Here is a 25,936-nt window from a genome sequence, read left to right on the forward strand (position 1 = left end):
GGCCCGGAGGGAGTGAACCACTCCTTCCGGGCCCTTCGTCATGCTGTACAGCGCCGCGTACGGGGGTCCCACTGGCTCGTTACGGAGCTCCGTACGGGCTCGTACGGGTCCTAGGCGACCGCACGACCGCCGCCGACCAGCCGCGGCAGGATGCGGAAGCCGATGCCGCCCGCGATCATCGTCGCGGCACCGATGACCAGGAAGGTGGTCTCGCCCGCACCGGTTTCGGCGAGTTCCTCCTTGCCCTTGCTCTGCTCGACGGGCTGGTTGCCGACGCTGTCGGTGTCGGTGTTGTTGTCCGTGCACTCGGCACCGTCGAGGTCGACGGTGCAGGTGCCGGCGCCGCCGTCGCCACCGGTCGCGGAGCCGGTGGAGCCGGTCGTACCGGCGGATCCGGTGGTTCCGCTCTGACCCTCGGACGTGTCGCCGGTGGTCTCACCCGTGGTCTCACCGGTTGTGGACGTCTCACCGGTGGTCTCACCCGTGGTCGTCTCACCCGTGGTCTCACCAGTCGTGGACGTCTCACCGGTGGTCTCACCCGTGGTCGTCTCACCCGTGGTCTCACCAGTTGTGGACGTCTCACCGGTGGTCTCACCCGTGGTCGTCTCACCCGTGGTCGTCTCACCCGTGGTCTCACCAGTTGTGGACGTCTCACCGGTGGTCTCACCCGTGGTCGTCTCACCCGTGGTCTCACCAGTTGTGGACGTCTCACCGGTGGTCTCACCCGTGGTCGTCTCACCCGTGGTCTCACCGGTCGTGGACGTCTCACCGGTGGTCTCACCCGTGGTCGTCTGCCCCTGGGTGACACCGCCCGGATCGCCGCCCTCGGTTGCGCCGGGCTCGTCGTTCTCGTCGTCCGGGCCCAGCTGGACCTGAACGTCGGCGATGCCGGAGTCGACGCCGATCTCCAGCGCCTGCGCCGCACCGGCCGCGGTCAGCGAGGCACCCGCGGCGATGACCACACCAGCGGTTATCCGCGCGACGCGGACACGCGTCTTGTTCGTCATGTGTTGCTACCCCCAGTAGCCGATCTCGTCATTGGAGCAGCCATATGCGGGCCACGGCCCTGCGGGGAATCGCTCTCGGCGGGGCCACGTCGTGCCGTGGTCACCCTGCCAGCCCCCCGGTTCACACCCGTCCCAGACATACGCATGCTGCTGTAGCACCCTGGCCAGAGTTGAGGACTACGTCAAGGCCGTTCCGTGCACTAGGCACCGATATGGGGGACTTGACGGCTAATCGGAAGCCCGACTGTGACGTATCGGGCACAGACCTCCGCAACGCAGAGGGGCCCGGACAGTCACCTGTCCGGGCCCAACCTCCGTACCGCTGAAACTACTTCTCCCGCTGCTTTCGCCAGCGGATGCCCGCCTCGACGAAGCCGTCGATCTCACCGTTGAAGACCGCTTCGGGGTTGCCCATCTCGAACTCCGTACGCAGGTCCTTGACCATCTGGTACGGGTGGAGGACGTACGAACGCATCTGGTTGCCCCAGGAGTTGCCGCCGTCGCCCTTGAGCGCGTTCATCTTCGCCTGCTCCTCCTGGCGGCGGCGCTCAAGGAGCTTGGCCTGGAGGACGTTCATCGCGGATGCCTTGTTCTGGATCTGCGAGCGCTCGTTCTGGCAGGAGACGACGATGCCGGTGGGCAGGTGGGTCAGACGGACCGCGGAGTCCGTGGTGTTGACGCCCTGTCCGCCGGGACCCGAGGAGCGGTAGACGTCGACGCGCAGCTCGGACTCGTCGATCTCGATGTGGTCCGTCTGCTCGACGACCGGGAGGACCTCGACGCCCGCGAAGGACGTCTGGCGGCGGCCCTGGTTGTCGAAGGGCGAGATGCGGACCAGGCGGTGGGTGCCCTGCTCGACGGAGAGGGTGCCGTAGGCGTACGGGACCTGGACGGCGAAGGTGGTCGACTTGATGCCCGCCTCTTCGGCGTAGGCGGTCTCGTAGACCTCGGTCTTGTAGTGGTGCTGCTCGGCCCAGCGGAGGTACATGCGCTGGAGCTTCTCCGCGAAGTCGGCGGCGTCGACGCCACCGGCCTCGGCGCGGATGGTCACCAGGGCCTCGCGCGCGTCGTACTCGCCGGAGAGGAGCGTGCGGACCTCCATCTCGTCCAGCGCCTTCTTCACGGACTCCAGCTCGGCCTCGGCCTCCGCCCGGGCGTCGGCGTCGCCCTCGTCCTCGGCGAGCTCGAAGAGGACTCCGAGGTCGTCGATGCGGCCGCGCAGGGCCTCGGCCTTGCGGACCTCTGCCTGAAGGTGCGAAAGCTTGCTGGTGATCTTCTGGGCCGCCTCCGGGTCGTCCCACAGGGACGGCGCCGCTGCCTGCTCCTCAAGCGCGGCGATCTCCGCCCTCAGCGCATCCAGGTCCAGGACGGCCTCGATCGACCCCATGGTCGAGGAGAGGGACTTCAGCTCTTCGGAAATATCGACGACTGCCACGGGTCCAGCGTAACGGCTGGACGGATGAAGCTTGCCCTCACCCGGGAAGCCGTCCGGAAGGCCGCCCGGGCGAGGGCCTTCTCACGGGGCCGCCGGGGCCGAGTTCTCGCTGTCCTGGGGCACCGGGTCCCCGTCACCGCCGCCGGTCGCCAGCCAGCCGCCCACCGCGACGGCCCCGCACAGGGCCAGGGCGGCGATGCTCAGGGTGATGCGGCGCTTACGGAGGGCGGCCGCCTTGTTACGGGCGGAGCCGGGGCGGGGGCGGCCCGGGGAGCGCGGGGCGCGGGCCGTGCCGAGGGGACCGCCCGCCAACTCGTCGGGGGCCGGGACACGCATGCTCGTGTGGGTGTCCCGGTTGGAGTCGGGCGCGGAGCCGGGCACCAGCGGGACCGCCCCGCGGCGGCGCGGCTCCTCGGCGGACGGGGCGTACTGCTGCTCGTCGTAGACCGGGGACTCCTGGTCGGTCTCGTCGGCGTCGGGCTCGTCCACCTCCAGGGGCGGGATGCCCGCCAGCAGCGGAAGCAGTTCCCGCAGCCGTACGGCGAGCTCCGAGGCGCGCAGCCGGGAGGCGGGGGCCTTGGCCAGGCACTGCACCAGGAGCTGCCAGAGCTCCTCGGGGATACCGGGGAGCGGGACGACCGTCTCGGTGACGTGGCGGCGCAGGACCGCGCCGGGGTGGCCGCCGCCGAAGGGGGTGAACCCGGCCAGCAGCTCGTAGAGCACGGTCGCCAGGGCGTAGATGTCGACGGCGGCGCGCGGCGGGAGGCCCTCGACGATCTCGGGGGCCAGGTAGTCCGGTGTGCCGATGATCTTCGTGGCCTTGGTTCGGCGCGGGGTGTCGATGAGCTTGGCGACGCCGAAGTCGGTGAGCAGGGCGGGATGGGCGCCGCCGGGGCCGAGGGGGCCCTCCATGTCGAGCAGGATGTTCTCCGGCTTGACGTCCCGGTGGACCACTCCGGCCCGGTGCGCGGCGGCCAGCCCGTCGGCGACGTCCGCGATGATCGCGACGGCGGCCTCGGGGGCGAGGCGGCGCTCGCGGTCCAGGCGGGTGCGCAGGTCGGTGCCGCGTACGAGCGTCATGACCAGGGCGAGGTCGTTGCCGTCCACGACGAGGTCCCGGACGGCGACCACGTGCGGGTGGTCGAGCCCGAGCAGAGCGGTGCGCTCCTGCACGAACCGGCCCACGAGCTCCTGGTCGGACGCGAGGTCCTCGCGGAGCAGCTTGATGGCGACCGGGCCCTCGGGCCCCTCGCCGAGCCACACCGTGCCGGCGCTGCCGCGCCCCAGGATCTGGTGGGCGGTGTACCGGCTGCCGATATTCCGTGCCAAGACTGCTCCCTCAGCGGCTGGCGGTGGACCCCCGGGCGACAAAGTCGTGGACCCCGGTCGACAAAGTTACGCGCCGTTGGGGGTGCCGCGTGCCCAGGATGGCCTCGACCTTCACTTCTCCGGGGCATTTCGCCCCGGAGAAGTCGACAAAGGGACAGAGTCGCTGCGGCGAGGTCAGGTGCCCGAGCCTCCGGTGGATTCGCCGATCTCGGAGATCCAGTCGGTGACCTTGCCGATCCCGTCGCCGATCGCTTCCCAGTAGCCCTTGCCCTGGGCGACCCAGTCCTGGAGCGGGGTCAGCTCCCAGATGAGCCAGCCCGCGACGATCAGGAGCACCACGGTGAACAGGCAGCCCTTGAGGCAGCCGAGGCCGGGGATGCGCATCGGGTTGGCGCCGCGCTGCCTCGGCGGACGCGGTTCCCGCGGCTGGCGCGGGGCGGGCTGCTGGGGCTGCTGCGGCTGCGGGGGCGCGTACTGCTGCCGCTGGGGCTGCTGAGGCTGCTGGTAGCGCTGAGGCTGGTGCTGCTGTTGTTGCTGCTGGTGCTGCGGCGGGTACTGCTGGTGCTGCGGGGGCGGCTGGCGGCGCTGCGGAGGCTGCTGCCGCTGGGGCGCCGGAGGCTGTGCCTGGCGCTGGGGGCGGCGGCGCAGCGGGTCCTGGCTCGGGTCCAGGTACTGCACCTGCGTCTGCTCGTTGCGGTCGCGGGCCGCCTGGAGCTGGGACTGCCAGGGGTGCGGGCCGTCCGGCTGCGGCGGGGTGTCGGGGCGCTGCGGCACGGGCGGCAGGACGGCGGTCGGGTCGGCGTGGCCGCCCTGGGCCCCGGGGGCGGTCTGCGGCAGCACGCTGGTGGCGGCGGCCGGGTCGTACGAGCCCGCGTTGCTCGGCAGCACCTGCGTGGGGTCAGCGGCCCCGGGCGTCTCCGGGACGGCCGTGGGCGCCGGGTCGGGGGCGAGCAGGGCGCCCACGCCTTCGGCGGCGGCGATCTGGGCGGAGTTCGCGTGGACGCCGATGCCCGCGGCGACCGTACGCAGGCCGCGGGCCAGGTTCTCGGCGCTGGGCCGCCGGTCCGGGTCCTTGCTCAGGCAGCGCTCCATGACCGTCCACAGCGGTGCGGGGACGGTGGAGGGGCGGCGGGGCTCCTCGCTGAGGTGCCGGTGCAGGACTTCGAGGGCGGTGCCCCCGGCGAACGGCGGGCGGCCGGTGACCAGCTCGTACAGCAGGATGCCCGCGCCGTAGATGTCCACGGCGGAGGTCTGCGGGCGGCCCTCGGCGGACTCCGGCGCGACGTAGGCGGGGGTGCCGACGAACTCGTGGGTCCGGGTCAGCCCCGGGGAGTCGGCCAGGCGCGCGATGCCGAAGTCGGTGAGCATCGGGGTCATCCCGCCGTCGCGCTCGTCGAGCAGCACGTTGGCGGGCTTGAGGTCGCGGTGGACGACGCCGTCGGCGTGGCTGGCGGCGAGCGCGTCCGCGATCTGCGCGGTGAGCAGGGCGGCGGCGACCGGGGTGAGCGGGCCGTTCTCGCGGAGGTAGCGGTGCAGGTCGGGGCCGTCGATCAGGTCCATCACCAGGGCGAGGAGATCGCCCTCGACGACGAGGTCGCGGGTACGCACGATGTTCGGGTGCGTGAGCCTCAGGAGGACCGAGCGCTCCCTCAGGAACCGCATGACGACATCGGCGTCGTTGGCCAGCTCCTCCTTGAGGACCTTGATGGCCACGGTCTCGCCGGGCTGTCCCGCGACGGCCGCCTCGGAGCCCGCGGTCTCCCGCTGGCGGGCTCGCCAGACGGTGCCCGTGGCGCCGCGCCCGAGCGGCTCCTCGAGCAGGTACTTGCTGCCTACCGGCCGCACGTCATGCGCTCCCTGCTGATCGTGGTGCTTGCGGTCCCCCGGGCCCCACCCGGATGTTCCGGCCCACTCTAAGGGGTGTCTCGCCGGTCAGGGCCGGTCAGGCCGCGGCGTCTGGTGCGGTGCATCGCAAGGCGCCGGAGCGTCCTCAATCGCGGAGCGATTCGGACGTTTCGGCAACGCGGCGAGGTGCCGTGCCAGGGGTCGCGGGCCCGGCCATGACCGGCGAGACACCCCCTGGTGCCGCCGAACGGGGCACCAGGTGGGGTTCATGTTTCGGGGTAAGACGGCCAGACCGGGCAGATGGTTGCCGCACGGCGGCTCACAGGTCTGCCGCGCGTTCGCGAGGCGGGCGGATGCCGCCCCCAACTCCCCGCCGCCCCCTCCGGGCGGCGGGATCCGGACGCAAGCGGTCACTTTTGCGCCCACAGCCGACCATTCAAGATCATTTAAAGGTGACCGCCGGGCGTGTTGTCAGCGGCAGGTGCAAGGATGCCTCCAGCACGGATCTGCGGGGTCGGAGTCTCGCGGTACGTGACGACCTGTACGGACGACGTGTCCGTGCCGGGTAGGGGGAATCACAGGGCGTTTCCCCTGCCGGGCACCCCCGCGCAGAAGGGACCGCCGACGGCGATGCAGATCCGGCTGACCGTCCTCGCGCCGCGCAGCGGCCAGACCCCGGCGCGCACCTGCGACGTGCTCGTCACCGCCCCCGCCGGGACGGCGCTGGCGGCCGTCGCCTCGGGCCTGGCCTCCGCCGTGGCGGGGCCCGAGAGCTCCCAGGGCGGCGGGGCGGTCGTGCTCTTCGCCGGACAGGAGCGGCTGGACGCGCACCGCATCGCGCTGGGCGAACCGCCACTGGTGGACGGTGCGGTGCTCTCGCTCCAGGTCCCCGGCGAGGACGAGGCGGCGGACGATGCCGTTCCGGCCCAGTTGCACGTGGTCGCCGGGCCGGACGCGGGCGGGGTCCATCTGCTGCACGGCGGGCAGATCCGGATCGGCCGCTCCGCCGAGGCGGACGTCCCGCTCGACGACCCGGACGTGTCCCGGCTGCACTGCGCGGTGACGGTCTCCGAGGACGGCCGGGTCTCGGTCGCCGACCTCGGCTCGACGAACGGCACCTCGCTGGACGGCGTCGAGGTGCACGACCGCCCGGTCCGCTTCTCGCCCGGCGCGCTGCTGCGGCTCGGTGAATCGGCCCTCCGGCTCACGGCGGGACACCGTGCGGCGACGCTGCCGACCGCCCCGGACGGCGAGGGACACCTGCGGGTGGCGCGCGTCGAGGCGGCGGGGGCCGGTGCGGCGGGCGGCGCCGCGGGTGAGCCGTTCGCCTCCGGAGCGTCCGGCCGCGCCGCGGGTGAGCCGTTCGCGGCGTACGGCCCCGACGGCGGCGGCCCTGGCCACGGCGCCGGGGCCGGGACCGGGACCGGCGTCGGGGCCGCGTTCGGCCTGCCGGCCCAGGCCTCCGGGCCTTCCGCCGGCGCCTCGTACGACACCGCCCGGCCGGACCGCGCGGACCGCGCCGAGGCCGGGCCTGGCGAGATCCCCGGACAGGGCACCCACGCCCGCGGCGAGCAGTTCGACTCCACCGCGACGCCCCGGCGCAGCGGCATAGGGGCATGGGCGCGGCGGCTCACGGGCGGCGGCAGAAGCGAACAGGCCTCGGGCCCGGGGGCGGGACGGCCCGGCGCGGCCGGATCCTCCCGCGCCCCGCGCGCTCCGGGCACCCCGCACGATCCGTACGGCTCGACGGCGTACGAGAGCTACGAGACCTACGAGTCGTCCGAGTCGACGGCATACGGCGCTTCCGCCGGTTCGTACGGCCCTTCGGGCGGCTCTCCGGGAACGCCGCCCGGCCCGGGCGGCTCGGAGGGCCCTGCGGCCGGGGGCGGCCATCTGGCGTCCCCCGCCTCCCCGCTCTCGCCCTTCTCCGCCCTGCCGTCCGCGCCCGCGGGCACCTGGCCCGATCCGGCGGCCGTGCTGCTGACCGCGCTCGGCCCCGGGCCCCGGCTCTGGGAGCGCCACGCGGCGCACCCGGAGGCGCTGGTGGTGCGGCTCGGGACGACGGACCGGGCCGATGTGCCCGCCGTGCCGGTGACCGTGGGGCTGCGGGAGGCCGGTTCGCTGGGGCTCGCCGGTCCGCGCGCCCGGCTGGCGGGGCTGGCCCGGGCGACGGTGGCGCAGCTCGCCGCGCTGCACTCCCCGTTCGACCTGGAGATCGTGCTCATCTCCACGGACCGCTCCCGCACGCTGGAGGAGCGGCGACGCGAGTGGGCCTGGCTGGGGTGGCTGCCGCATCTGCGCCCGACGCACGGTCAGGACTGCCGGCTGCTTCTCGCGTACGACCGTGAACAAGCGTCCGCCCGGACGGCCGAGCTGGTGCGCCGCCTCGACGAGGGCCCGCTCGGTCCGGGCTGGCCGAGTCTGGACCGGGCCGCCGTGACGGAGGCCGCCCGGGAGCACAAGGGCCCGCACACGGTGGTCGTGCTGGACGGCGACCCCGGTACGGCGGCGCTGCGCGAGACCACGGCCCGGCTGGCCGGAGCGGGTGCGGCGGCCGGGATCCATCTGATCTGTCTGGCCGAGACCCCGGCGTCCTCCCCCACCTCCCCGGTGGCCGCGACGTACGACGCCGCCTGCCGGGCCTCCATCGCCTTCCGCGAGTGCGGGGCGGTGGCGATGCTCAGCGGTGACGTCGCCACGGCGTTGCGCCTGCTGCGCACGGCGGGCGGACAGGCCGCGGGGCACGGCACGGTGGCCGCGGTGGACGCGGTGTCGGCGGCCTGGGCCGAGCGGTTCGGGCGGGCCCTGGCGCCGCTGCGCGAGGAGGGATCGGCCGCGCTGGCGGGCCGCCCGACGTCCGCCGCGCTGCCGCCGTCCGCCCGGCTGCTGGACGAGCTGGGCCTGGCCCGCGCCACACCGGCCTCACTGATGGCCCGCTGGGCGTCAACGGCGGAGGCCCAGCCGGGCGCCTCGGCCCCCAGGGCGGCAGCGGCTTCCCCGGCCGCCCGCGCGGACCTGGACAGCCCCGGCTCCGGCCGCACCCTCAGCACGGGCCCCCGCGTGGGCCCCCAGCGCACCGCGAGCACCCCCCACCAGCCCGATTCCGGCCACACGCCCTACCCGGCAGCGGGTACCCCCGACTCGGGCCGCACCCCGTACCCCGGCACCTCCGACTCCGACCGCACCCCGTACCCGGCCCGGGACGCGTACAACCCGGACCGCACCCCGTACCCGCCCCTGGACACCCACGGCTCCGGCCGCACGCCCTGCCCGGCAGCGGGCACCCGCAACCCGGACCGCGCCCCGTCCCCGGGCACCGGCACCCCCGACTCGGGCCGCACCCCCTACCCGCCCCTCGACGCCCGCGACCCCGGCGCGGCTCCGGCCGCCGCACCCGGGCACGCCGTGCACGCCGGGCGGCCGGTGCTCGTGCTCGGGGCCGGGCCCCGGGGGGCCCTGAGCGTCGATCTCGCCGACGAGGGGCCGCATCTGCTGATCGAGGGGCCTCCGGGCAGCGGCCGCACCGAGCTGCTGCGGGCCGTCGCCGCGTCGCTCGCCGCCGCGGCCCGGCCCGACCGGCTCGGCATCCTGCTCGTCGACGGTTCCGGCGGTGAGCGGGGCGAGCGCGGGGAAGGGCTGCTTCCCTGTACGGAGCTGCCGCACGTCTTCACGCACCTGGTGGCGTCCGACCCGGTCCGGATGCGGGAGTTCGCGCAGGCCCTGGGCGGTGAGCTGAAGCGGCGCGCCGAGCTGCTGGGCGACCTGGACTTCGCCGAGTGGCACGCGCGCTACGCCCGGCACGAGCAGCAGGCCACCCCCCGCGTCGTGGGCCAGCGGCCGCCCAGCGGCGCCGAGCGGGGGGGCGACCTGGAGTCCCCGGCCAGCGGCACCCTGCGGCTGCGCCCGGCCGCCGCGCGGTCCGCGGACCCGGGGCCGTCCCCGCTGCCCCGGCTCGTCGTCCTCGCCGACGACTTCGACGCGCTGGTCGCCCCCGCCCTCGGCAGCCCCGGACGCCCCGCCGCCGGTTCGGTGGTGCGGGCCCTGGAGGCCGTGGCCCGGGACGGCGGGCGGCTCGGGGTGCACCTCGTCGCCACCTCCGCGCGCCCCGACCGCACCGAGGACACGGAACTGGCCCGCGGCGCCCGGCTGCGCATCGTGCTGGACGCCCCCATGCTGCCGCCGTCCCCGGACGAACCGGCCCCGGGACGCGGCAGACTGGGACACCCGGACGGCCGGGTGACGCCGTTCCAGGGGGGCCGGGTCACCGGCCGTATCCCGCGTACGGCGACACTGCGCCCCACCGTCGTCCCGCTGGAGTGGGAGCGGATGGGCGATCCGCCGACCCGGCGCCCGGTCCGGGAGCTGGGCAACGGGCCCACCGACCTGGCGTTGCTCGCCAGCGCCCTGGAGCGCGCGGCCCGTTCCGTGAACGCCGAGCCGCTGCCCGGGCTTGTCCCGTTTCCGAACTGATCCCTCTGCTGACGTGACGTCACGAGGCGGTCACGATCGTCGCGTTGGGCCCGACGGCGGTATTGCGGGGCCCGTGCCCCGGGCGTAGGACTGTGCGCACGGACGATGGCGTCCGGGCACGCGGACGTGACCGGGCGCGTACGGAAGAGACGGGGCAGGCATGCGCACAACCTTCTCGATACGCAGGGCCGCGCTCGTGTTCGCGACGGTCGGCGCGCTCGCGCTCACCGGCTGTGGAAGCGACGACGGCGACGGCAAGAAGAAGTCGGGCGACGGCTCCGGCCAGGGCACGGACAACGCGCCCACGGTCACGCTGCCGAAACTGGACGGCGAGAGCATCTCCGTCGCCGCGGTCTGGACGGGACCGGAGCAGGCCAACTTCACCAAGGTGCTGGACGAGTTCGAGAAGCGTACGGGCGCGAGCGTCACCTTCGTACCGGCACAGGACCCGATCATCAACTTCCTGGGCACCAAGATCAAGGGCAGGCAGCCGCCGGACGTGGCGATGATCCCGCAGGTCGGGGCCGTACAGCAGGCGGTCGCGAAGAAGTGGGCCAAGCCGGTCGGGCCCGAGGCGCAGGCCCAGCTCACCAAGAACTACGCGCAGGTCTGGCAGGACCTCGGCGCGGTGGACGGCACCCAGTACGGCGTGTACTTCAAGGCCGCCAACAAGTCTCTGATCTGGTACAACGCCGCCGCGTTCGACAACGCGGGGGCGAGCGAGCCGAAGACCTGGAAGGACTTCCTGACCACGGCGGAGACCGTCTCGGCCTCCGGCGTCACCCCAGTCTCGGTCGGCGGCGCGGACGGCTGGACGCTGACCGACTGGTTCGAGAACGTCTACCTCTCCCAGGCGGGCCCGGAGAAGTACGACCAGCTGGCGAAGCACGAGATCCCGTGGACCGACCCGTCGGTGAAGGACGCGCTGTCCACGCTCGCCGAGCTGTTCGACAGGCCGGAGCTGATCGCGGGCGGTGCCGACGGGGCGCTCCAGACGGAGTTCCCGACGTCGGTGACGCAGACGTTCACCGGCGGCGACCAGCCCAAGGGCGCGATGGTCTTCGAGGGTGACTTCGTCGCCGTCAACATCGCGCAGACCGAGGCGAAGATCGGTACGGACGCCAAGGTCTTCCCGTTCCCGGCGGTCGGTGCGGACTCCCCCGTGGTGACCGGCGGCGACGCGGCGATCGCGCTGAAGGACACCAAGGGCGCGCAGGCGTTGCTGACGTGGCTGGCCTCGGCCGACGCGGCGAGGATCTGGGCCGGGGCGGGCGGGTTCATCTCCCCGAACAAGGCCCTGGACCTGAAGGCGTACCCGAACGAGGTGCAGCGCACCATGGCCGAGGCGCTGGTGAAGGCCGGTGACGACGTCCGGTTCGACATGTCCGACCAGGCCCCGCAGTCGTTCGGCGGGACGCCGGGGGCGGGCGAGTGGAAGATCCTCCAGGACTTCCTGAAGAACCCGAAGGACATCGCGGGGACCCAGAAACAGCTGGAGTCCGCGGCGGCCAAGGCGTACAAGAGCTGACGCGGTGGCGACCACGAACGCGGAGGGTGCCGGTGCGGCGCCCTCCGCAGACACGGACCCGCGCCCGTCCCCGCCGCCGTCGAAGACCCTCAAGAGTGTGACGGCCACCCGCCGGGCCGTCGCGGCGGTGTTCCTGCTGCCCACGCTGGTGCTGCTCGGCGCGCTGGTGCTGTATCCGATCGGGTACTCGGTCTACCGGTCGTTCTTCGACCAGGCCGGTACGGGCTTCGCCGGGATCGACAACTACACCGCGCTGTTCACCGACGACACGATCCTCACGGCGGTGAAGAACAACGCGATCTGGGTGGTCTTCGCCCCGACGGTCGCCACCGCACTCGGGCTGATCTTCGCGGTGCTGACCGAACGCATCCGCTGGGGCACCGCGTTCAAACTGATCGTCTTCATGCCGATGGCGATCTCGATGCTGGCGGCGGGCATCATCTTCCGGCTCGTGTACGACCAGGCCCCCGAGCGCGGGGTGGCCAACGCGGTCGCGGTGAGCGTGCACGACACGTTCACCGAGTCCGCGGGCTTCCCGAAGGCACGCCCGCTGCCCGTCCACCCGCTGGAGGAGGGCGACGGCGGGACCTTCGTGTCCAAGGAGCCGATCCGGGCGGGCCAGCCGCTGCGGGTGCCGCTGGTCGGTGTGGCCCCGGCGAAGATGCCGGGCGACGCGCGGCCGGCCGAGGGCGCCCCGGCGGCGTCCGGCGACGGAATCAGCGGCACGGCCTGGCTGGACTTCACCCGGGGCGGCGGCGGAGAGCCCAACGTCGTCGACCCGGAGGAGCTGGGGCTCAAGGGGCTGAAGGTCGAGGCGGTGAGGGACGGGAAGGTCGTCGCCACGGCCACGGCGCGCGCGGACGGTGTGTTCACCCTGCCCGCCTCGGCGGACGGAGCCCGACTGCGCCTGCCCGCCGACAACTTCCGCGAGCCGTACAACGGTGTCGACTGGCTCGGCCCGTCCCTCGTGACACCGGGGATCATCGGCAGTTACGTGTGGATGTGGGCCGGGTTCGCGATGGTGCTGATCGCGGCGGGCCTGGCCGGTCTGCCGCGCGAACTCCTGGAGGCGGCCAGGGTGGACGGCGCGAACGAGTGGCAGGTGTTCCGCCGGATCACCGTGCCGATGCTCGCGCCCGTCCTGGCGGTGGTCCTGGTGACGCTGATGATCAACGTGCTGAAGGTCTTCGACCTGGTGTTCATCATCGCGCCGGGCTCCTCCCAGGACGACGCGAACGTCCTGGCGCTCCAGCTGTACCGGTCATCGTTCGGCACGGACGCGGACCTGGGGATCGGCAGCGCGATCGCGGTGCTTCTGCTGCTGCTGGTGATCCCGGTGATGCTGTTCAACATCCGCCGGATGCGGAAGGAGGGGCGGCGATGACGCGTCCGACCCGCCCCGGGCCGCCTGCCGGCCGGGGGTCCGGGGGTCGCCCCCCGGGAGAACGCAGCAGCATCCGCCGGATGCGGAAGGAGGGGCGACGATGAGCGGCACACCGACGGTGAGCACCCTCGAAGCGGCCAAGGCCAGGCGGTCCCTCGGCGCGCGCATCGCCGCCCTCCTCGGCGGCGGGGTCATGCGGGTCCTGCTGATCCTGGTGGCCCTGTTCTGGCTGATGCCGACGATCGGCCTGCTGCTGTCCTCGCTGCGCGGACCGCAGGACATCGCGGCGACCGGCTGGTGGAAGATCTTCACCGCCCCGTCCGAGCTGACCTTCGAGAACTACCAACGCCTGCTGGACAATTCGGCGATCACCGGCTCCCTCCTCAGCACCATCATGATCACCGTGCCGTCCACCGTCCTGGTGGTGGTGATCGGCTCGCTCGCCGGATACGCCTTCGCCTGGATGGACTTCCCCGGCCGCGACTGGTGGTTCCTGCTGGTGGTCGGGCTGCTGGTGGTGCCGGTGCAGGTCGCGCTGATCCCGGTGTCCGAACTCTTCGGCACCATCGGGATCTTCGAGACGACGCTCGGGGTCGTGCTGTTCCACACGGCCTTCGGACTGCCGTTCGCGATCTTCCTGCTGCGGAACTTCTTCGCGGAGATCCCGCGCGAACTGCTGGAGGCCGCACGGCTCGACGGGGCGGGCGAGATCCGGCTCTTCACCCGGGTCGTGATGCCGCTGGGCGGTCCGGCGATCGCCTCGCTCGGGATCTTCCAGTTCCTGTGGGTGTGGAACGACATGCTGGTCGCGCTGATCTTCGCGGACTCCGGATCGCCGCCGATCACCGTGGCGCTGCAGCAGCAGGTACGCCAGTTCGGCAACAACATCGATGTGCTCGCGCCCGGGGCGTTCATGTCGATGGTGATCCCGCTGGCGGTGTTCTTCGCCTTCCAGCGGCAGTTCGTCAACGGCGTCATGGCGGGGGCCGTCAAGTAGGCCGGAAGAACCCTCAAGTCCGCACATCCGTACGTCAATCCGAAGCGGCCCGGCTCCCCGGAACCGGGCCGCTTCGCCGTGCGCGTCCCCCGATTGCCGCGTCCGGCGTAACCCTGTCATTCCATCCGACGTTTGAGGTCTGCCTGGTTCCCGCGAACGAACGACCCATGGATGTGTAGTGCCCCGGTTCTCCGTCATCGTGCCCGCATTCCGGGTCCAGGCGTATCTGCACGCGTGTCTGGATTCCGTGCTGAGCCAGTCCTTCAAGGACTACGAGATCATCGTGGTCGACGACCGCTCCCCCGACGCCTGCGGTCCGATCGCTGACGAGTACGCCCGCCGGGACCCCCGCGTCACCGCCCTCCACCTGCCCCGCAACACCGGTCTCGGCCCGGCCCGCAACGCCGGGATGGCCCGGGCGAGCGGCGACTACCTGATCTTCCTCGACGGCGACGACACCCTGCTGCCGGACGCGCTCCAGGCCATCGCCGACCGGATCGGGGCGACCGGCGAACCCGACGTCCTGATGTACGACTACGCCCGGACGTACTGGTCGGGCCGCAGCGTGCGCAACGTCCTGGCCGCCCATCTCGACGAGAGCGGACCGGCCTCCTTCCGGCTCACCGACCGCCCCGAGCTGCTGCAACTCCTCATGGTCGTCTGGAACAAGGCGTACCGCCGCGCGTTCGTCGAGGCCGAGGGCTTCACCTTCCCGCCCGGCTATTACGAGGACACCCCCTGGACCTACCCGGTGCTGATGTCGGCCGGGTCGATCGCGGTCCTGGACGCGGTCTGCGTCTCCTACCGGCAGCGGCGGCGCGGCAACATCCTCTCCACCACCAGCGAGAAGCACTTCGACGTCTTCGACCAGTACGACCGGGTCTTCGCGTTCATCGAATCCCGCCCCCCGCTGGCTCCCTGGCGGCCGGTGATGTACCGGCGGATGCTCGACCACTACTCGGCCCTGTTCGCCTCGCGGGACCGGCTGCCGCCGCACAGCCGGGCCGCGTTCTTCCGCCGGGCGACCGCGTCCTGCCGCCGCCATCACGCGCCCGGGGCTCCGGCCCCCCGCCGCGCGCTGCTGCGGCACGGGCTGATGCGGCTCGGTGCGCGGCGCACCTACCGGACGCTGTCGGGGGCCCAGCGGCTGGGCGGGCGGCTGCGGCGGGGCTCGGCCGCGGTGCGCCGGGCGGTGCGGAGTACGGCGCACCAGGTGCACTACCGGGTCCAGTTGCGGCTGCCGCTGCGCTCCCGGGACGCGGTGTTCGCCGCACGGGGGAACCGGGGCTTCACGGGCAGCCCGGCGGCAATCGAGGCGAAAGCGCGCGAGCTGGTCCCGGGGCTGCGGACGGCGTGGATCTGTCGCCCCGTCGATGCCCACACCGTGCCCACCGGCACCCGGCACCTCGCGCCGGACACCTTCGCCTACTGGACGGCGCTGGCCCGCTCCGCGTACCTCGTGAACAACGCCCCCTTCGACCACCGGCTGGTCAAGCGCCGGGGGCAGGTCCTGCTCCAGACCCACGAGGGCACTCCGCTGCGGACCGTGGGCACCGATCTCCTGGACCGGCCCGCCGCCGCCCGGGGCACCGACTTCGAGCAGCTGCTGCGCTCCGTGGACACCTGGGACTTCTCGCTCTCCGCGAACCCGCACGCCACCCTCGTACGGGAGCGGGCCTATCCGTCCGCGTACACGACGCTGGAGTACGGCTCCCCCAGCAACGACGTCTATCACCGCACCGGCCCGGCCGATGTGGCCCGGCTGCGCGAGACGCTGGGAATCCCGGCGGGCAGTACGGCCCTGCTGTACGCCCCGGAGCACCGCGACTACCGGCGGTCGCAGCGGCCGGTGCTGGATCTGGAGCGGCTGATCCGGGTCCTGGGCCCGCAGTTCGTCATCCTGGCCCGTACGCCCCACCCGGTCGCCCCCGGCTGCGGCCGCCGTACGCCGCATCCCCGGATCATCGACGTCGGCGCCCACCGGTCCGTCCAGACGCTGGCCCTCGCCTCCGACGCCCTGATCACGGACTACGCGTCGCTGATGTTCGACTACGTCAACCTGGACCGCCCGGTGGTCCTGCACCTGGAGGACATCGAGGCGTACGAAGCGGCACGGGGCACGTACTTCGACATCACCGCGTTCCCGCCCGGCATCATCGCCCGCAGTCAGGACGAGCTGTTCGACATCTTCGCCACGGATCACTGGCGCGGCTCCCGCTCGGCGCAGCTGCGGGCCGCCTTCAGGGCCCGGTTCTGCCCGTACGACGACGGGTACGCCGCCGAGCGCGTGGTGCGGCGGGTCTTCCTCGGGGAGACGGACGGGCTGCCGCTGCCGGTGCCGTCCACGGCTCGCCGGACGCCCGGTGCGCTGCCCGCGCAGGAGAAGAGGGCCCGGTCCTGGGCCCAGGAGCTCCCGGCGGGTTCAGCGCTCCAAGGGCGCTGAACCGGTCCGCGCCCGGCAGCGCTCAGTGCTCAGCGCTCCAGGAACGCGAACAATTCCTCCCAGCGGCGCAGCGTCTCCGGCTCGGAGAACCGCTGCGCCCCGGACCTCGCGCGGGCGCCCATCGCGTCGCGCAGCCGGGGGTTGCCGGTCAGCCGCAGCAGCCGGTCGGCGAGGGCGGCGACGTCCCCGGCGGGGGCCAGGAGCCCGTCCTCACCGTCCCGGACGATCTCGCGGACGCCGGGCGCGCAGTCGAAGGCGGCACACGGCAGACCGCAGGCCATCGCCTCCAGCAGCGCGAGCGGGAAGCCCTCGCCGCGGGAGGACTGGACGAAGACCGAGGACTGTGCGAGGGCACGCTCCACATCGTCGGTGCGGCCCATCCACTCCACGGACCCGTCGAGCCCGAGGTCCGTGCACTGCTGCTTCAGCGCGGCCTCGTCCTCCCCCGCCCCGTACACGCGGAGCTTCCAGTCGGGGCGGGCGGGTGCGACCAGGGCCCAGGTGTCCAGGAGCAGGTCGATGCCCTTCTGGTCGCTGAGGCGGCCGATGCTGGCGACGGTCCTCGCGGTGCGCGGGGAGGGCACGACGGGCAGCCGGGTGAGGGCGTTGGGCAGGAAGCCGACGTTGTTCATGCCGTCCCCGGCCCACTGGTCGGCGTCCTCCTCGGTGAGGACGAGCCAGTGGTCGAGGTCCTTGTAGTGATTCCTGATCCAGCGGTAGCGGTGGCTCGCGCGGGAGTAGTCGTAGGACTCGTGGCTCATCCCGATGACCCGCAGCCCGGTGGTGTCGGCCTCCCCGACCCACTCCATCGCCCACACCTGGGTGACGATGACGACCGCGCCGGGTCGGGCTGTCGCGAAGAGATCCGAGAGCCGCCCGACCGCCTGCTTCTTGGCGGCTGACCGGGCCGCTTCCCTGCGGCGGGTGGGGATGCGGAAGCGGTCGCGGATGCCGTGGGGCGTCCAGGGGGTCGGCGGGTGGGACGGGTAGAGGGCGGTGACGGGGTGGGCGGGCTGCCCGGGCAGCGCCATCTTGAGGTCGGAGGCGTGGATGCCGATGGTGTGGACCCGGTGGCCCTGGCCGGCGAAGAGGCGGGCGGTCTGATGCATCCAGCCGGTGACGCCGCCGAGTTCGTCGGTGCTGTTGGAGACGATGAAGATGTCGCGGCTCATCGGCCGGCCCCCCGGTCGTGGTCGGTGATGTGGCGGGCTCCCAGGGCGTCCCGGGAGCCCGGATGGCCCGGGGAAACCGGAGGACCTGGGGAAACTCGGGGCCCGAAGACGGCCGCGACGGTCCTGCGGGCCGCGTCACCCTCGTCGTAGATCCCGAACTCCGCCGCGAAGGCGGCGCGTTGAGCGGCGTGGCGCGTCTCGGTCTGCTTCAGCTCCGCGAGGACGGCGAACAGCTCGTCCTGGGTCTCGGCGACCGGGCCCGGGGCCTTCTCCCGCAGGTCGAAGTAGCTGCCGCGCTCGGCCGCGTACGTGTCGAGGTCGGGGGCGAACAGCACGATCGGCCGGTCGAGCAGTGCGAAGTCGAACATGATCGAGGAGTAGTCGGTGATCAGGACGTCGGTGAGGGCGAGGACCTCGCTGACGTCGTGGTGGCTCGATACGTCGACGACGGTCCCGGGCGGACAGAGCGGCAGCCGCGCGGTCTCCAGGTAGTGGGCCCGGACGAGCAGGGTGTGGGTGTCCCCGAAGCGCTCCGCGAACTCCCGTACATCCAACAGGAGTCGGGCCCTGCGCTGCTTGCCGGGGCCGCCCCGGAACGTCGGCGCGTACAGCACGGTCTTCTTGTGGTCGTCGAGCCCGAGCGCCCCGGCGAGCGGCGGGCGCGGCAGCCGCCCCTGGGTCTCGGACCGGGTGCGCTCGGCGACCAGGGCGTCGTTGCGCGGGTAGCCGGTGCGCAGGAGCCTGTCCTCGGGCAGCCGGTAGGCGCGGGCGAGGGTGCGCACGTCGTGCTCGGAGCGGACGAGGAAGCGGTCGAAGCGGTGGACGGCCTGCTGGAGCCGCTCGCGCTGCGGGGCGTTCTGGAGCCGCACGCGGGTCTCGTCGAAGCCCATCCGCTTGTACGCGGAGCCGTGCCAGGTCTGGAGGTAGGTGGTGTGGGAGGGCTTGCGCAGGGGGAGCGGGAAGCCCTGGTTGTCGACCCAGTACTCGGCGCGGGCCAGCGCCCACAGATACCGCCAGGACCAGCGGCGTACGAGGCGGGCGTCGTCCGGGAAGCCGTCCGGGGAGGGGTCGTAGGACCAGGTGGCGTGCAGCTTCAGGCCCTGGCGGCGGATCTCCTCGTACAGGGCGCGCGGGCTGTCGCCGTAACAGGTGCCCATGTGGCTCTCGAAGACGGCGGAGCCCCGGCGGACGGGAAGCCGGGTGAGCCAGGTGTTGTGGACGGAGGTCTTGAAACCCCGGGAGCGGTAGCGGCCCAGGCGCTTGCGCAGGGTGCGGACGAGGAGCTTCGCCTTGCGGGCGGGCCGGAAGTGCGTGGCGTAGCGGATCAGCCGGTGGGTGGTGCGGGCCGGGCGGCGGCGTGCGGTGAGGCGGAGCGCGAGGTGGTCCTTGACGGTGATGTAGGGCTCCCAGGTGTCCCCGGCGAGAGGCCCGAGGCGGGGCCGGGCGGCGAACCGGAGCGCGCCCGAAACCTGGTCCTGCGGGGCGAATGGATCGCTGACGGAGCGGGGGCCGTCGGGGCCGTCGGCCTGTACGGTCAGCCGCGCGTCCCACGCCGTGTCGCGTACGCCGACGGGGCGCAGGAGGCGTGCGATGTCGGCGCGCGCCCGCCAGGTGATCCCGGTCCCGTCGTGCCGCACCTCCTCGACCGGGAACGCGACGGCGCGCGCCCCGCCCCGTGCCCGGAACTCCAGGGTGGCGGTGAGCGGCGCGTCGGGGGCCGGTCCGCTGTGGCCGGGCAGCACGAGGCGTCCTTCGAGCAGCAGGAGGCCGCCGTCGGAGGCACATCGGATGAGCCGGTTCATCAGCCGCTGCTCACCGAACCCGCGGTACTGGTGGCCGAGTTCGGTGACATCGACCGGGCACCGCTCGTCCCACCGCACCCGCCCGCCCGGCCCTGTGACGAGCGGCGCGCACACGGTGGCGGGCCTGCTCAGCGCGTACGCCGCCGCGAGGACCCCCTCCTCGTCGCCCCGGGCCAGCAGCCGCACCGCGACCCGCTCAAGCGGGGGCAGGGTCGTGCGGTCCGGCGGGAAGGGGCCGGTCAGGGCGCGGGCGGCGGCTGCGGCGGCCCTCTCGCGGCGGGCGGCGGGCAGCCGGGGGAAGGACCGGACGAGCGGCACCAGATGGTCGCGGGCGAAGGCCTCCTCCCGCGCCTGGCGCAGTTCGGGCAGTCCGCGCGCGACGAGGGTGTTGGCGACCCTGCGGTGGGCCTCGACCAGGGCGGTGAGGTCGCGGGCCCGGTCCGGGACGGCCCGCCCGGTGACGATCAGGCGGCGCACCAGGGCGATCCGGCCGACCGCGGCGGCGGCGAGCGGGCCGAACAGGATCTCGCCGTGGGCCAGATCCTCCTCGTATCGCAGCCCGTGCAACCGGACGGCCTCGCGGCGCAGGCAGAATCCGGTCACCAGGGCGTCCCTGACGACGAGTTCGGGGGCCTCGGTGAAGCGGGCGAGGGTGCGGGAGCGGGCGTACAGCTCGCCCTGCCAGGACGGCTCCCGTTCCTTGCCCATCTCGTCGGCGGCCCGGCTCCAGCGGCCCGCGACCAGGTCGGCCCGGCTGCGTTCGCCCGCCTGCCAGAGGTTGCGGCAGGCGTGCCGCTGGAGGCGTTCGCCGGGGGCGAGCACCAGGACGTACCGGCCCGTCACCGCGTCCAGGCCCGCGTTGCGCAGGGCACCGGTGGTCCGGACGGCCGGGTCGGCGTGGACGAGGCGGACGCGGTCGGGGGCCCGGTCAGCCAGGGCGCGGGCGGCCGTGCGGGTGGCCGCGTCTGCGGTCGAGGCGAGGACGACGACGGCCTCGGAGGCGCGCAGCGACTGGCCGAGCACGGAGTCCACGGAGGCGCGCAGGGCTTCGGCCCCTCCTCGGCCCCCGCCGTCGCCGCCGTCCCCGCCCCCGGTGATCACACAGCTGAAGTCGCTCACGACTGCTCCCCCTTGAGCATCCGGTCGACGACGCGCGCGGCCGCGCTCCCGTCGTCGAGGTCGCAGAACGCCTCCCGGAACCGTTCGTACGCCTCCCGGTGCCCGGCGGTGGCGGCCTCCGGCTCGCGCAGGGCGGCCACGATCCCGGCGGAGTCGGGGATCAGGGGGCCGGGGGCGCGGCGCTCGAAGTCGAAGCAGAAGCCGCGCAGGGTGTCGCGGTAGTGCGCCAGGTCGTAGGTATGGAAGAGCATCGGGCGGCCGGTCTGCGCGAAGTCGAACAGGATCGAGGAGTAGTCGGTGACCAGGACGTCGCTGATCAGGAGCAGTTCGGCGACATCCGAGTGGCGCGAGACATCGCGGACGAAGCCGGTGTCCGGGACGCTGCCGCCGACGAGGTAGTGGCGGCGCACCAGCAGGACGTGGTCGTCCCCGAGTGCCTGGCGGGCCTCCTCCAGGTCGAGTCGGAGGTCGAGCCCGTAGCGGCCGCCCTGCTTGGGCCGGTCCTCGCGCCAGGTGGGGGCGTAGAGGATCACCCGCCGCCCCTCGGGGATCGCGAGACGTTCCCGTACGGCGGCGGCGATCTTGGCCCGGTCGGGGGCGTGCAGGAGGTCGTTGCGCGGGTAGCCGCACTCCAGGACCTCGCCGGTGTGGCCGAAGGCGCGGCGCAGGACGGGGGTGGCGAAGCTGTTCGGGGAGACGAGCACGCTCCACTGGGCGGCCCGGTGTTCCATGGAGGCCATGTAGGCGGTGTCGGCGTAGGGGGTGCCCGCGAGGTCGCGGCCGATGCGCTTGAGCGGGGTGCCGTGCCAGGTCTGGACGACGCACTGGCCCTGGGCCCGCTCGAACCACTCGGGGAGCTGGGTGTTGGTGACGATCCACCTGCTGCGGGCCAGCGCCTCGTGCCACTCCGCGCTGTGCAGCCCGACGGGGCGGACCCCGTCGGGCACGGCCGTCTGCTGGTCGCGTACGGCCCACAGATGCTCGATGCCCGCTCTCCTGTCGGCCAGTTCGCGGTGGACGGCGCGGGGCGAGTCGGAGTACTGCCGTCCGTCGAAGCTGGAGTAGAGGACGGCCGGGCGCAGTCGGTCGGCCGAGGTGACGCGCAGTGCGGCGTACCGCTCGCGCTGCACGCGCTGTCCGTAGGCCCCTCTCTCCTCGGCCGCCAGCGCACTGCCGGACTCCAGGACGAGCCGGTCGTGGTAGCGCCGCTGGAGGGTGAAGTCACGCCCATGAACGTGCTGTTGCCGGGGCAGGGTGTGGTGCAGGGAGGTGCTCAGCCGCAGCGGCCGGTAGGCCTCCGCATCACGCTCCCCGGGCTTCCGCAGGAACGGATACCACCGCCCCTCGGCCAGCGGCAGCGGCCCGCCGGGTCCTTCGACAGCGGCGGGTGCGAGCACGGCCCGGAAGCGGTCGCCCTCCCCTCGCTCCAGTGCGACGACGGCCTCCTCGTGGTGGCCGCTGTGGCGCAGGACCAGTTCGCGGGGGCCGCCGGCGGGCTCGGGGAACGTGCCGGTGAGAGTCAGCGACGCCTCGTCCCACTCCACGCCGGTGACGACGGGCTGCACGGCCCGGTCGGTGAGCACCAGGTCGCCGGAGGGGTTGGGGGCCGCGTACAGCTCACGGCCGCCGGGCAGTGGGTAGCGCCCGTCCTCGCCGTCGGTCCGGGCGGCGACGGTCAACGGCTTTTCCTCGCCGACGAGTTGGACGCCCCAGATGTCCTCCTCGCCGCGGAAGGCACTGAGCGGGATGTCCGCCGCCCGGGAGCCGAGCGAGCCGCGCAGGGCGAACTCCCGGGTCTCCTTGGTGCGCCACTCGGTGAGCCGCAGGGCTACGGGCCCGGCGTCGCCGAGGACCTTCACCTCCAGGCGTACGGCGTCCTCGACCGCCGACTGCCCGGTCAGGACGGCGGCGACGCGTTCGGTGCGCAGCTCCAGCTTGTTGCCGGACAGGACGGGGACGATACGGGTCCGCTCGTCGGTGTACGTCACGGCGGGCGGGGCGGGGGTGCCGACGAGCCGCATGGGGCCCCGGCGCGGACGGCCCGCACCGATGACGACGACCTCCGGCTTCCACGTTGCACGCAGGCCGCTGCCCGTGCCCTTGGCGGTGAGCCTGCGCGGGTCGACGACGGCCTCGAATCCGGCGCGGTCGTAGCGGTGGAGGGAGCGGCCGGAGCGGGCCGTGGCCTCGTCGCCCGGGACCGGACGCGTCCGCAGCGGGATCAACCGCTTCCCGGACCGCAGCCACCCGAGCCGCACCGGGCCGCCGGGGGCGTTGCGCACGTAGGCGTATCCGGTCAGACGGAGCAGCCCGTCCCGCCACACGGCCTCGGTGAGGTGGGCGTGGACGGGGAGGTCGGCGGGGGTCAGCGCGGTCGTGGCGGGCGGCAACGGGGCCTGGACGGCCGGGTGGTGGGCGCGGGGGCGGAGCAGCCCGCGTACATGGAAGGTGTCCCGGTCCTTCTTCTCGTCGGCGAGGAGGGCGAGGAGTTCGGCGAGGCGGCGTTCGCGGATGAGCTGCCACTTGACCCTGAGGTGCAGGGGCAGTTCGGTGAGGACGCCGGGCTCGACGGTGGCGGCGAAGGCGCCCGCGTGGTCGAGGAAGGCCTCGTGGAACTCCGCGTCGCCCTCCGGCAGGGCCTCGATGAACAGCCACAGGTCCCCGGAGAGCGCGTGGGCGTCGTAGCGCCGCTTGGCCTCGGCGGCTCCTGCCGCGCCCGGCCGTTCGGCGAGGAATCGGCTGACGGTGGTGACGGCGGTGACCCGGTCCCGGATTCCCTTGGGCACGGCCCGCCGGGTGGTGATGGAACCGTCCCGGTCCCGCCAGTGGTAGACGGGCTCCTCGACGACGTCGACCGAGCGGGCCAGGAAGTGGGCGGGCAGGACGACGGCGATGTCCTCGTACAGCACCCCGGTCGGGAAGGCGAAGGCGTGTTCGTCCCAGAAGGACCGGCGGAAGACCTTGTTGCAGGCGATGCGGTCGCCCAGCAGGAGCCAGTCCCGGGTGACATGGGTGGCCGAGCGGGCCTTCTCCATCGGCCTGCGGTACATCGGGGACTGCTCCAGCCCCCCGTCGGCCCGCAGCCTGAGCACGTTGCCGGTCGCGAAGTCGGAGCCGGAGCGGTCGAGTTCGGCCAGCATCCGGGTGTAAGCGCCGGGCGGGACGAGGTCGTCGCTGTCGACGAACGTCAGGAACTCCGCCTCGGGATCGGCCTCGCGGACCCCGGCGTTACGGGCCGCGCCGAGCCCGGCGTTCTCCTGCCGGACCAGCCGGAACCGGGGGTCCCGGTCCACGAACTCCTGGGCGAGGACTGGCCCGTTGTCGGTGGAGCCGTCGTCGACGAGGACGACCTCCAGGTCCTCCATGCTCTGTTCGGCGAGCGAGGACAGACAGGCACCGAGGTAGTCCTCGACGTTGTAGAGGGGGACGACGACGGTGAGACGGGGTGCCATCGCAGCGCACGATCCTTTCGGGCGGACGGCATCAGGGGGTGCCGGTCGAGGGGCATTGAGGGGCCATGGGGTACAACCCGCACCGGGGGGACCGGTCACCCGAGGGGGTCCATTCGGGTGACCGCGAGGGTGGGGTCACGCGTACGGGGGCGCGCCGGTGACGTGTTCGAGCCCCGTACCGGGAGGGGCACGGGGCTCGGTGCTGCCGTGGGGTCCGGCCTCAGGGTTTGACGGCGATCCGGCCCTCGTCCATGCGCAGCAGCAACAGCGGCTCGCCGGTCTTGTCGAGGAACTCGTCGACTGCCTGGCGAGATCCCTGCCAGTAGCCGTAGTCGTCGATCAGGAGGATGCCGCCGCTGACCAACCGGGAGTACAGGTGCTCCAGTTCATGCTTGGTGGAGGCGTACCAGTCGGTGTCCAGGCGCAGAATCGCGATCTGTTCGGGGGCCTGCTCGGGGACGGTGTCCTCGACCCGCCCCTGCACGTAGTGGATGCGCTCCTCGGGATAGGGCACATGACCGAAGCCCTCCTTGACGTCGTCCAGGGACGCGACGGCCCAGATCGGCCGGTCCTTGCCCTGGGCGTCCAGCAGCTCCTGGGCCGGGCGGCCGTCGCGGCGCAGGTCCTCGGCGGTGGGCGGGGTCATGCCCTCGTACGTGTCGAAGAGGTACAGCTCGCGCTCGGTCTCACCGACGGACAGCAGGGTCCGGGCGCAGGCCTGCATGGAACCGCCGCGCCAGACACCGCACTCGACGACGGCGCCGGGGATGTCGTGGCGGGCGATGTGCCGGGTGGCGAGGATGAAGGCGTTGAGCCGCTCCGGCGAGGTCATCGAGTAGGGCTTGACCGCCCGGATGATGTCCTTGGCCTCGTCGTCGTAGTCCTCCGGGAACGCGAGGTCCGGCTTCTTCGCCTTGGGCTTCGGCTTCGGCTTCGGGTCCGGGTCCGGGGCCGGGGCCGGGAGGGGGTCGGCCGGGGCCGGGGCGGGGTCGGCCGGGGCCGTACGGGCGGCGGGCACTGTGACGCGCCTGAGCTGATATCCGGTGAGCTGCTGAAGGACGCCGTTGACGGCGTTGCGCCAAGCCATGCCCCGGGACAGTACGCGCGGTTTGCGCGACATGTCATTTTTCGTCAACCTGCCATTGATCCCTGCTCCGGCACCTGTTCGGCTGCGGGGGCCTGTTCGGGGACGGGCGCGGCCTCCTGGGTTCCGGCGGTTACGGGGGCGGCCCCGGTCCTGCCGCAGCGCTCGCGGCCGTCCAGCGGGCGGGGCAGCGGGACGCCGTCCACGCCGCCGACCCGGTTCGCCCACCAGACCGCCAGCTCCCGCACGGCGAACATCGTCAGCCGGGGGTAGCGCTGCGGCTTGCGGAAGACACCGACGGAGTCGCCCCAGTAGGCGGCCTTCCTGTCGATGGCCCGGTAGTCGTGCCAGATGCCTTTGTGCGGCGGGAAGTCGGTGTAGGCCTCGCGCAGTTCGAGCCGGGAGTGAGCGGCAAGCGCGCGGAACCCGTCGGGGTAGTAGCGCCAGCAGTCCTGCGCGTCGTGGACGTGGCCGCGCGAGGGGGCGGTGATGAACGCGTGACCGCCCGGCTTCAGAACCCGGGCGATCTCCAGCATCGACGTCCAGAAGAACGGGATGTGCTCGAACGCCTGCCCGGAGAGCACGACATCGGCACTGCTGGACGGGGCGGGGATGCGGTACGGCTTCTTCATCACGGCGTCCACGTTGGGCCCGGCCTGCACGTCGACCCCGAAGTAGTCGATGGAGTGCCCGGCCAGCAGCGCCCGGTGGGTGCGGGTCTGCTTGCCGGAGATGCGGGAGCCGAGGTCGACGACGCGGTAGGTGCCGGACGCGGGCCCTCCGGCAACCCCTCCGGCAGGCCCTTCGACGGGCAGGTACTCCTTGATGCAGAGTTCCATCTGCTCGTAGGCGGACCGGTGCATGGGCGT

General features: G+C 73.1%; 14 protein-coding genes. 5 read left to right on the top strand and 9 right to left on the bottom strand.

The window, feature by feature from the left end; all coding sequences use genetic code 11:
• Positions 1 to 110: 110 nt before the first annotated feature.
• The 4 genes from RI138_RS11165 to RI138_RS11180 all read right to left on the bottom strand — a co-directional run bounded on the left by RI138_RS11165 (position 111) and on the right by RI138_RS11180 (position 5,616).
• The gene (locus RI138_RS11165; RefSeq protein ID WP_311119786.1) at positions 111 to 1,007 is read right to left on the bottom strand and encodes a hypothetical protein; all 897 of its coding nucleotides are present in this window, start codon (positions 1,005 to 1,007) and stop codon (positions 111 to 113) included.
• A 328-nt stretch (positions 1,008 to 1,335) separates the two neighbouring features.
• Entirely contained in the window at positions 1,336 to 2,442 is a 1,107-nt protein-coding gene (gene prfB, locus RI138_RS11170; protein WP_096633081.1) for a peptide chain release factor 2, read from the bottom strand.
• Positions 2,443 to 2,523: 81 nt separating this feature from the next.
• A complete protein-coding gene (locus tag RI138_RS11175; protein ID WP_311119787.1) occupies positions 2,524 to 3,771 on the bottom strand; it encodes a serine/threonine-protein kinase in 1,248 nt (415 codons plus the stop codon).
• A 174-nt stretch (positions 3,772 to 3,945) separates the two neighbouring features.
• Positions 3,946 to 5,616 carry a serine/threonine-protein kinase gene (locus RI138_RS11180; RefSeq protein WP_311119788.1) on the bottom strand — a complete coding sequence of 557 codons (1,671 nt, stop codon included), beginning with the start codon at positions 5,614 to 5,616 and terminating at the stop codon, positions 3,946 to 3,948.
• A 630-nt stretch (positions 5,617 to 6,246) separates the two neighbouring features.
• On the opposite strand from RI138_RS11180, the gene RI138_RS11185 reads away from it, so the two are divergent.
• The 5 genes from RI138_RS11185 (at position 6,247) to RI138_RS11205 (ending at position 16,438) form a co-directional block, all read left to right on the top strand.
• Positions 6,247 to 10,086: an FHA domain-containing protein gene (locus RI138_RS11185; RefSeq protein ID WP_311119789.1), complete on the top strand. Its 3,840-nt coding sequence runs from the start codon at positions 6,247 to 6,249 to the stop codon at positions 10,084 to 10,086.
• A 160-nt stretch (positions 10,087 to 10,246) separates the two neighbouring features.
• The gene (locus tag RI138_RS11190; protein WP_311119790.1) at positions 10,247 to 11,614 is read left to right on the top strand and encodes an ABC transporter substrate-binding protein; all 1,368 of its coding nucleotides are present in this window, start codon (positions 10,247 to 10,249) and stop codon (positions 11,612 to 11,614) included.
• Between the two features lie 97 nt (positions 11,615 to 11,711).
• The gene (locus RI138_RS11195) at positions 11,712 to 12,998 is read left to right on the top strand and encodes a carbohydrate ABC transporter permease (protein WP_311122852.1); all 1,287 of its coding nucleotides are present in this window, start codon (positions 11,712 to 11,714) and stop codon (positions 12,996 to 12,998) included.
• Positions 12,999 to 13,098: 100 nt separating this feature from the next.
• Positions 13,099 to 13,995, top strand: a complete 897-nt coding sequence (locus RI138_RS11200; RefSeq protein ID WP_311119791.1) for a carbohydrate ABC transporter permease — start codon at positions 13,099 to 13,101, stop codon at positions 13,993 to 13,995.
• Positions 13,996 to 14,173: 178 nt separating this feature from the next.
• Positions 14,174 to 16,438 carry a bifunctional glycosyltransferase/CDP-glycerol:glycerophosphate glycerophosphotransferase gene (locus tag RI138_RS11205; protein WP_311119792.1) on the top strand — a complete coding sequence of 755 codons (2,265 nt, stop codon included), beginning with the start codon at positions 14,174 to 14,176 and terminating at the stop codon, positions 16,436 to 16,438.
• Positions 16,439 to 16,467: 29 nt separating this feature from the next.
• On the opposite strand, the gene RI138_RS11210 is transcribed toward RI138_RS11205, so the two are convergent.
• The 5 genes from RI138_RS11210 to RI138_RS11230 all read right to left on the bottom strand — a co-directional run bounded on the left by RI138_RS11210 (position 16,468) and on the right by RI138_RS11230 (position 25,930).
• Entirely contained in the window at positions 16,468 to 17,610 is a 1,143-nt protein-coding gene (locus RI138_RS11210) for a glycosyltransferase (RefSeq protein ID WP_311119793.1), read from the bottom strand.
• The gene (locus tag RI138_RS11215; RefSeq protein WP_311119794.1) at positions 17,607 to 20,531 is read right to left on the bottom strand and encodes a bifunctional glycosyltransferase/CDP-glycerol:glycerophosphate glycerophosphotransferase; all 2,925 of its coding nucleotides are present in this window, start codon (positions 20,529 to 20,531) and stop codon (positions 17,607 to 17,609) included. Before RI138_RS11215 ends, RI138_RS11210 begins: the two co-directional genes overlap by 4 nt.
• Positions 20,528 to 23,983, bottom strand: coding sequence for a bifunctional glycosyltransferase/CDP-glycerol:glycerophosphate glycerophosphotransferase (locus RI138_RS11220; protein ID WP_311119795.1), 3,456 nt, complete (start codon positions 23,981 to 23,983; stop codon positions 20,528 to 20,530). Before RI138_RS11220 ends, RI138_RS11215 begins: the two co-directional genes overlap by 4 nt.
• Positions 23,984 to 24,203: 220 nt before the next feature.
• Positions 24,204 to 25,103, bottom strand: coding sequence for a TylF/MycF/NovP-related O-methyltransferase (locus RI138_RS11225; RefSeq protein ID WP_311119796.1), 900 nt, complete (start codon positions 25,101 to 25,103; stop codon positions 24,204 to 24,206).
• A gap of 11 nt (positions 25,104 to 25,114) precedes the next feature.
• On the bottom strand, positions 25,115 to 25,930 hold the full coding sequence (locus RI138_RS11230; RefSeq protein WP_311119797.1) for a methyltransferase domain-containing protein: 816 nt from the start codon (positions 25,928 to 25,930) through the stop codon (positions 25,115 to 25,117).
• Positions 25,931 to 25,936 lie beyond the last annotated feature (6 nt).

Origin of the sequence: Streptomyces durocortorensis (assembly GCF_031760065.1) — a bacterium.
Taxonomy (GTDB): Bacteria; Actinomycetota; Actinomycetes; order Streptomycetales; family Streptomycetaceae; genus Streptomyces.

Excerpts from the sequence above, each read along its gene's own strand:
- RI138_RS11165 (WP_311119786.1), bottom strand. The coding sequence starts at position 1,007 with ATGACGAACAAGACGCGTGTCCGCGTCGCGCGGATAACCGCTGGTGTG.
- RI138_RS11185 (WP_311119789.1), top strand. The coding sequence starts at position 6,247 with ATGCAGATCCGGCTGACCGTCCTCGCGCCGCGCAGCGGCCAGACCCCG.
- RI138_RS11190 (WP_311119790.1), top strand. The coding sequence starts at position 10,247 with ATGCGCACAACCTTCTCGATACGCAGGGCCGCGCTCGTGTTCGCGACG.
- RI138_RS11200 (WP_311119791.1), top strand. The coding sequence starts at position 13,099 with ATGAGCGGCACACCGACGGTGAGCACCCTCGAAGCGGCCAAGGCCAGG.
- RI138_RS11210 (WP_311119793.1), bottom strand. The coding sequence starts at position 17,610 with ATGAGCCGCGACATCTTCATCGTCTCCAACAGCACCGACGAACTCGGC.
- RI138_RS11220 (WP_311119795.1), bottom strand. The coding sequence starts at position 23,983 with ATGGCACCCCGTCTCACCGTCGTCGTCCCCCTCTACAACGTCGAGGAC.
- RI138_RS11225 (WP_311119796.1), bottom strand. The coding sequence starts at position 25,103 with ATGTCGCGCAAACCGCGCGTACTGTCCCGGGGCATGGCTTGGCGCAAC.
- RI138_RS11230 (WP_311119797.1), bottom strand. The coding sequence starts at position 25,930 with ATGCACCGGTCCGCCTACGAGCAGATGGAACTCTGCATCAAGGAGTAC.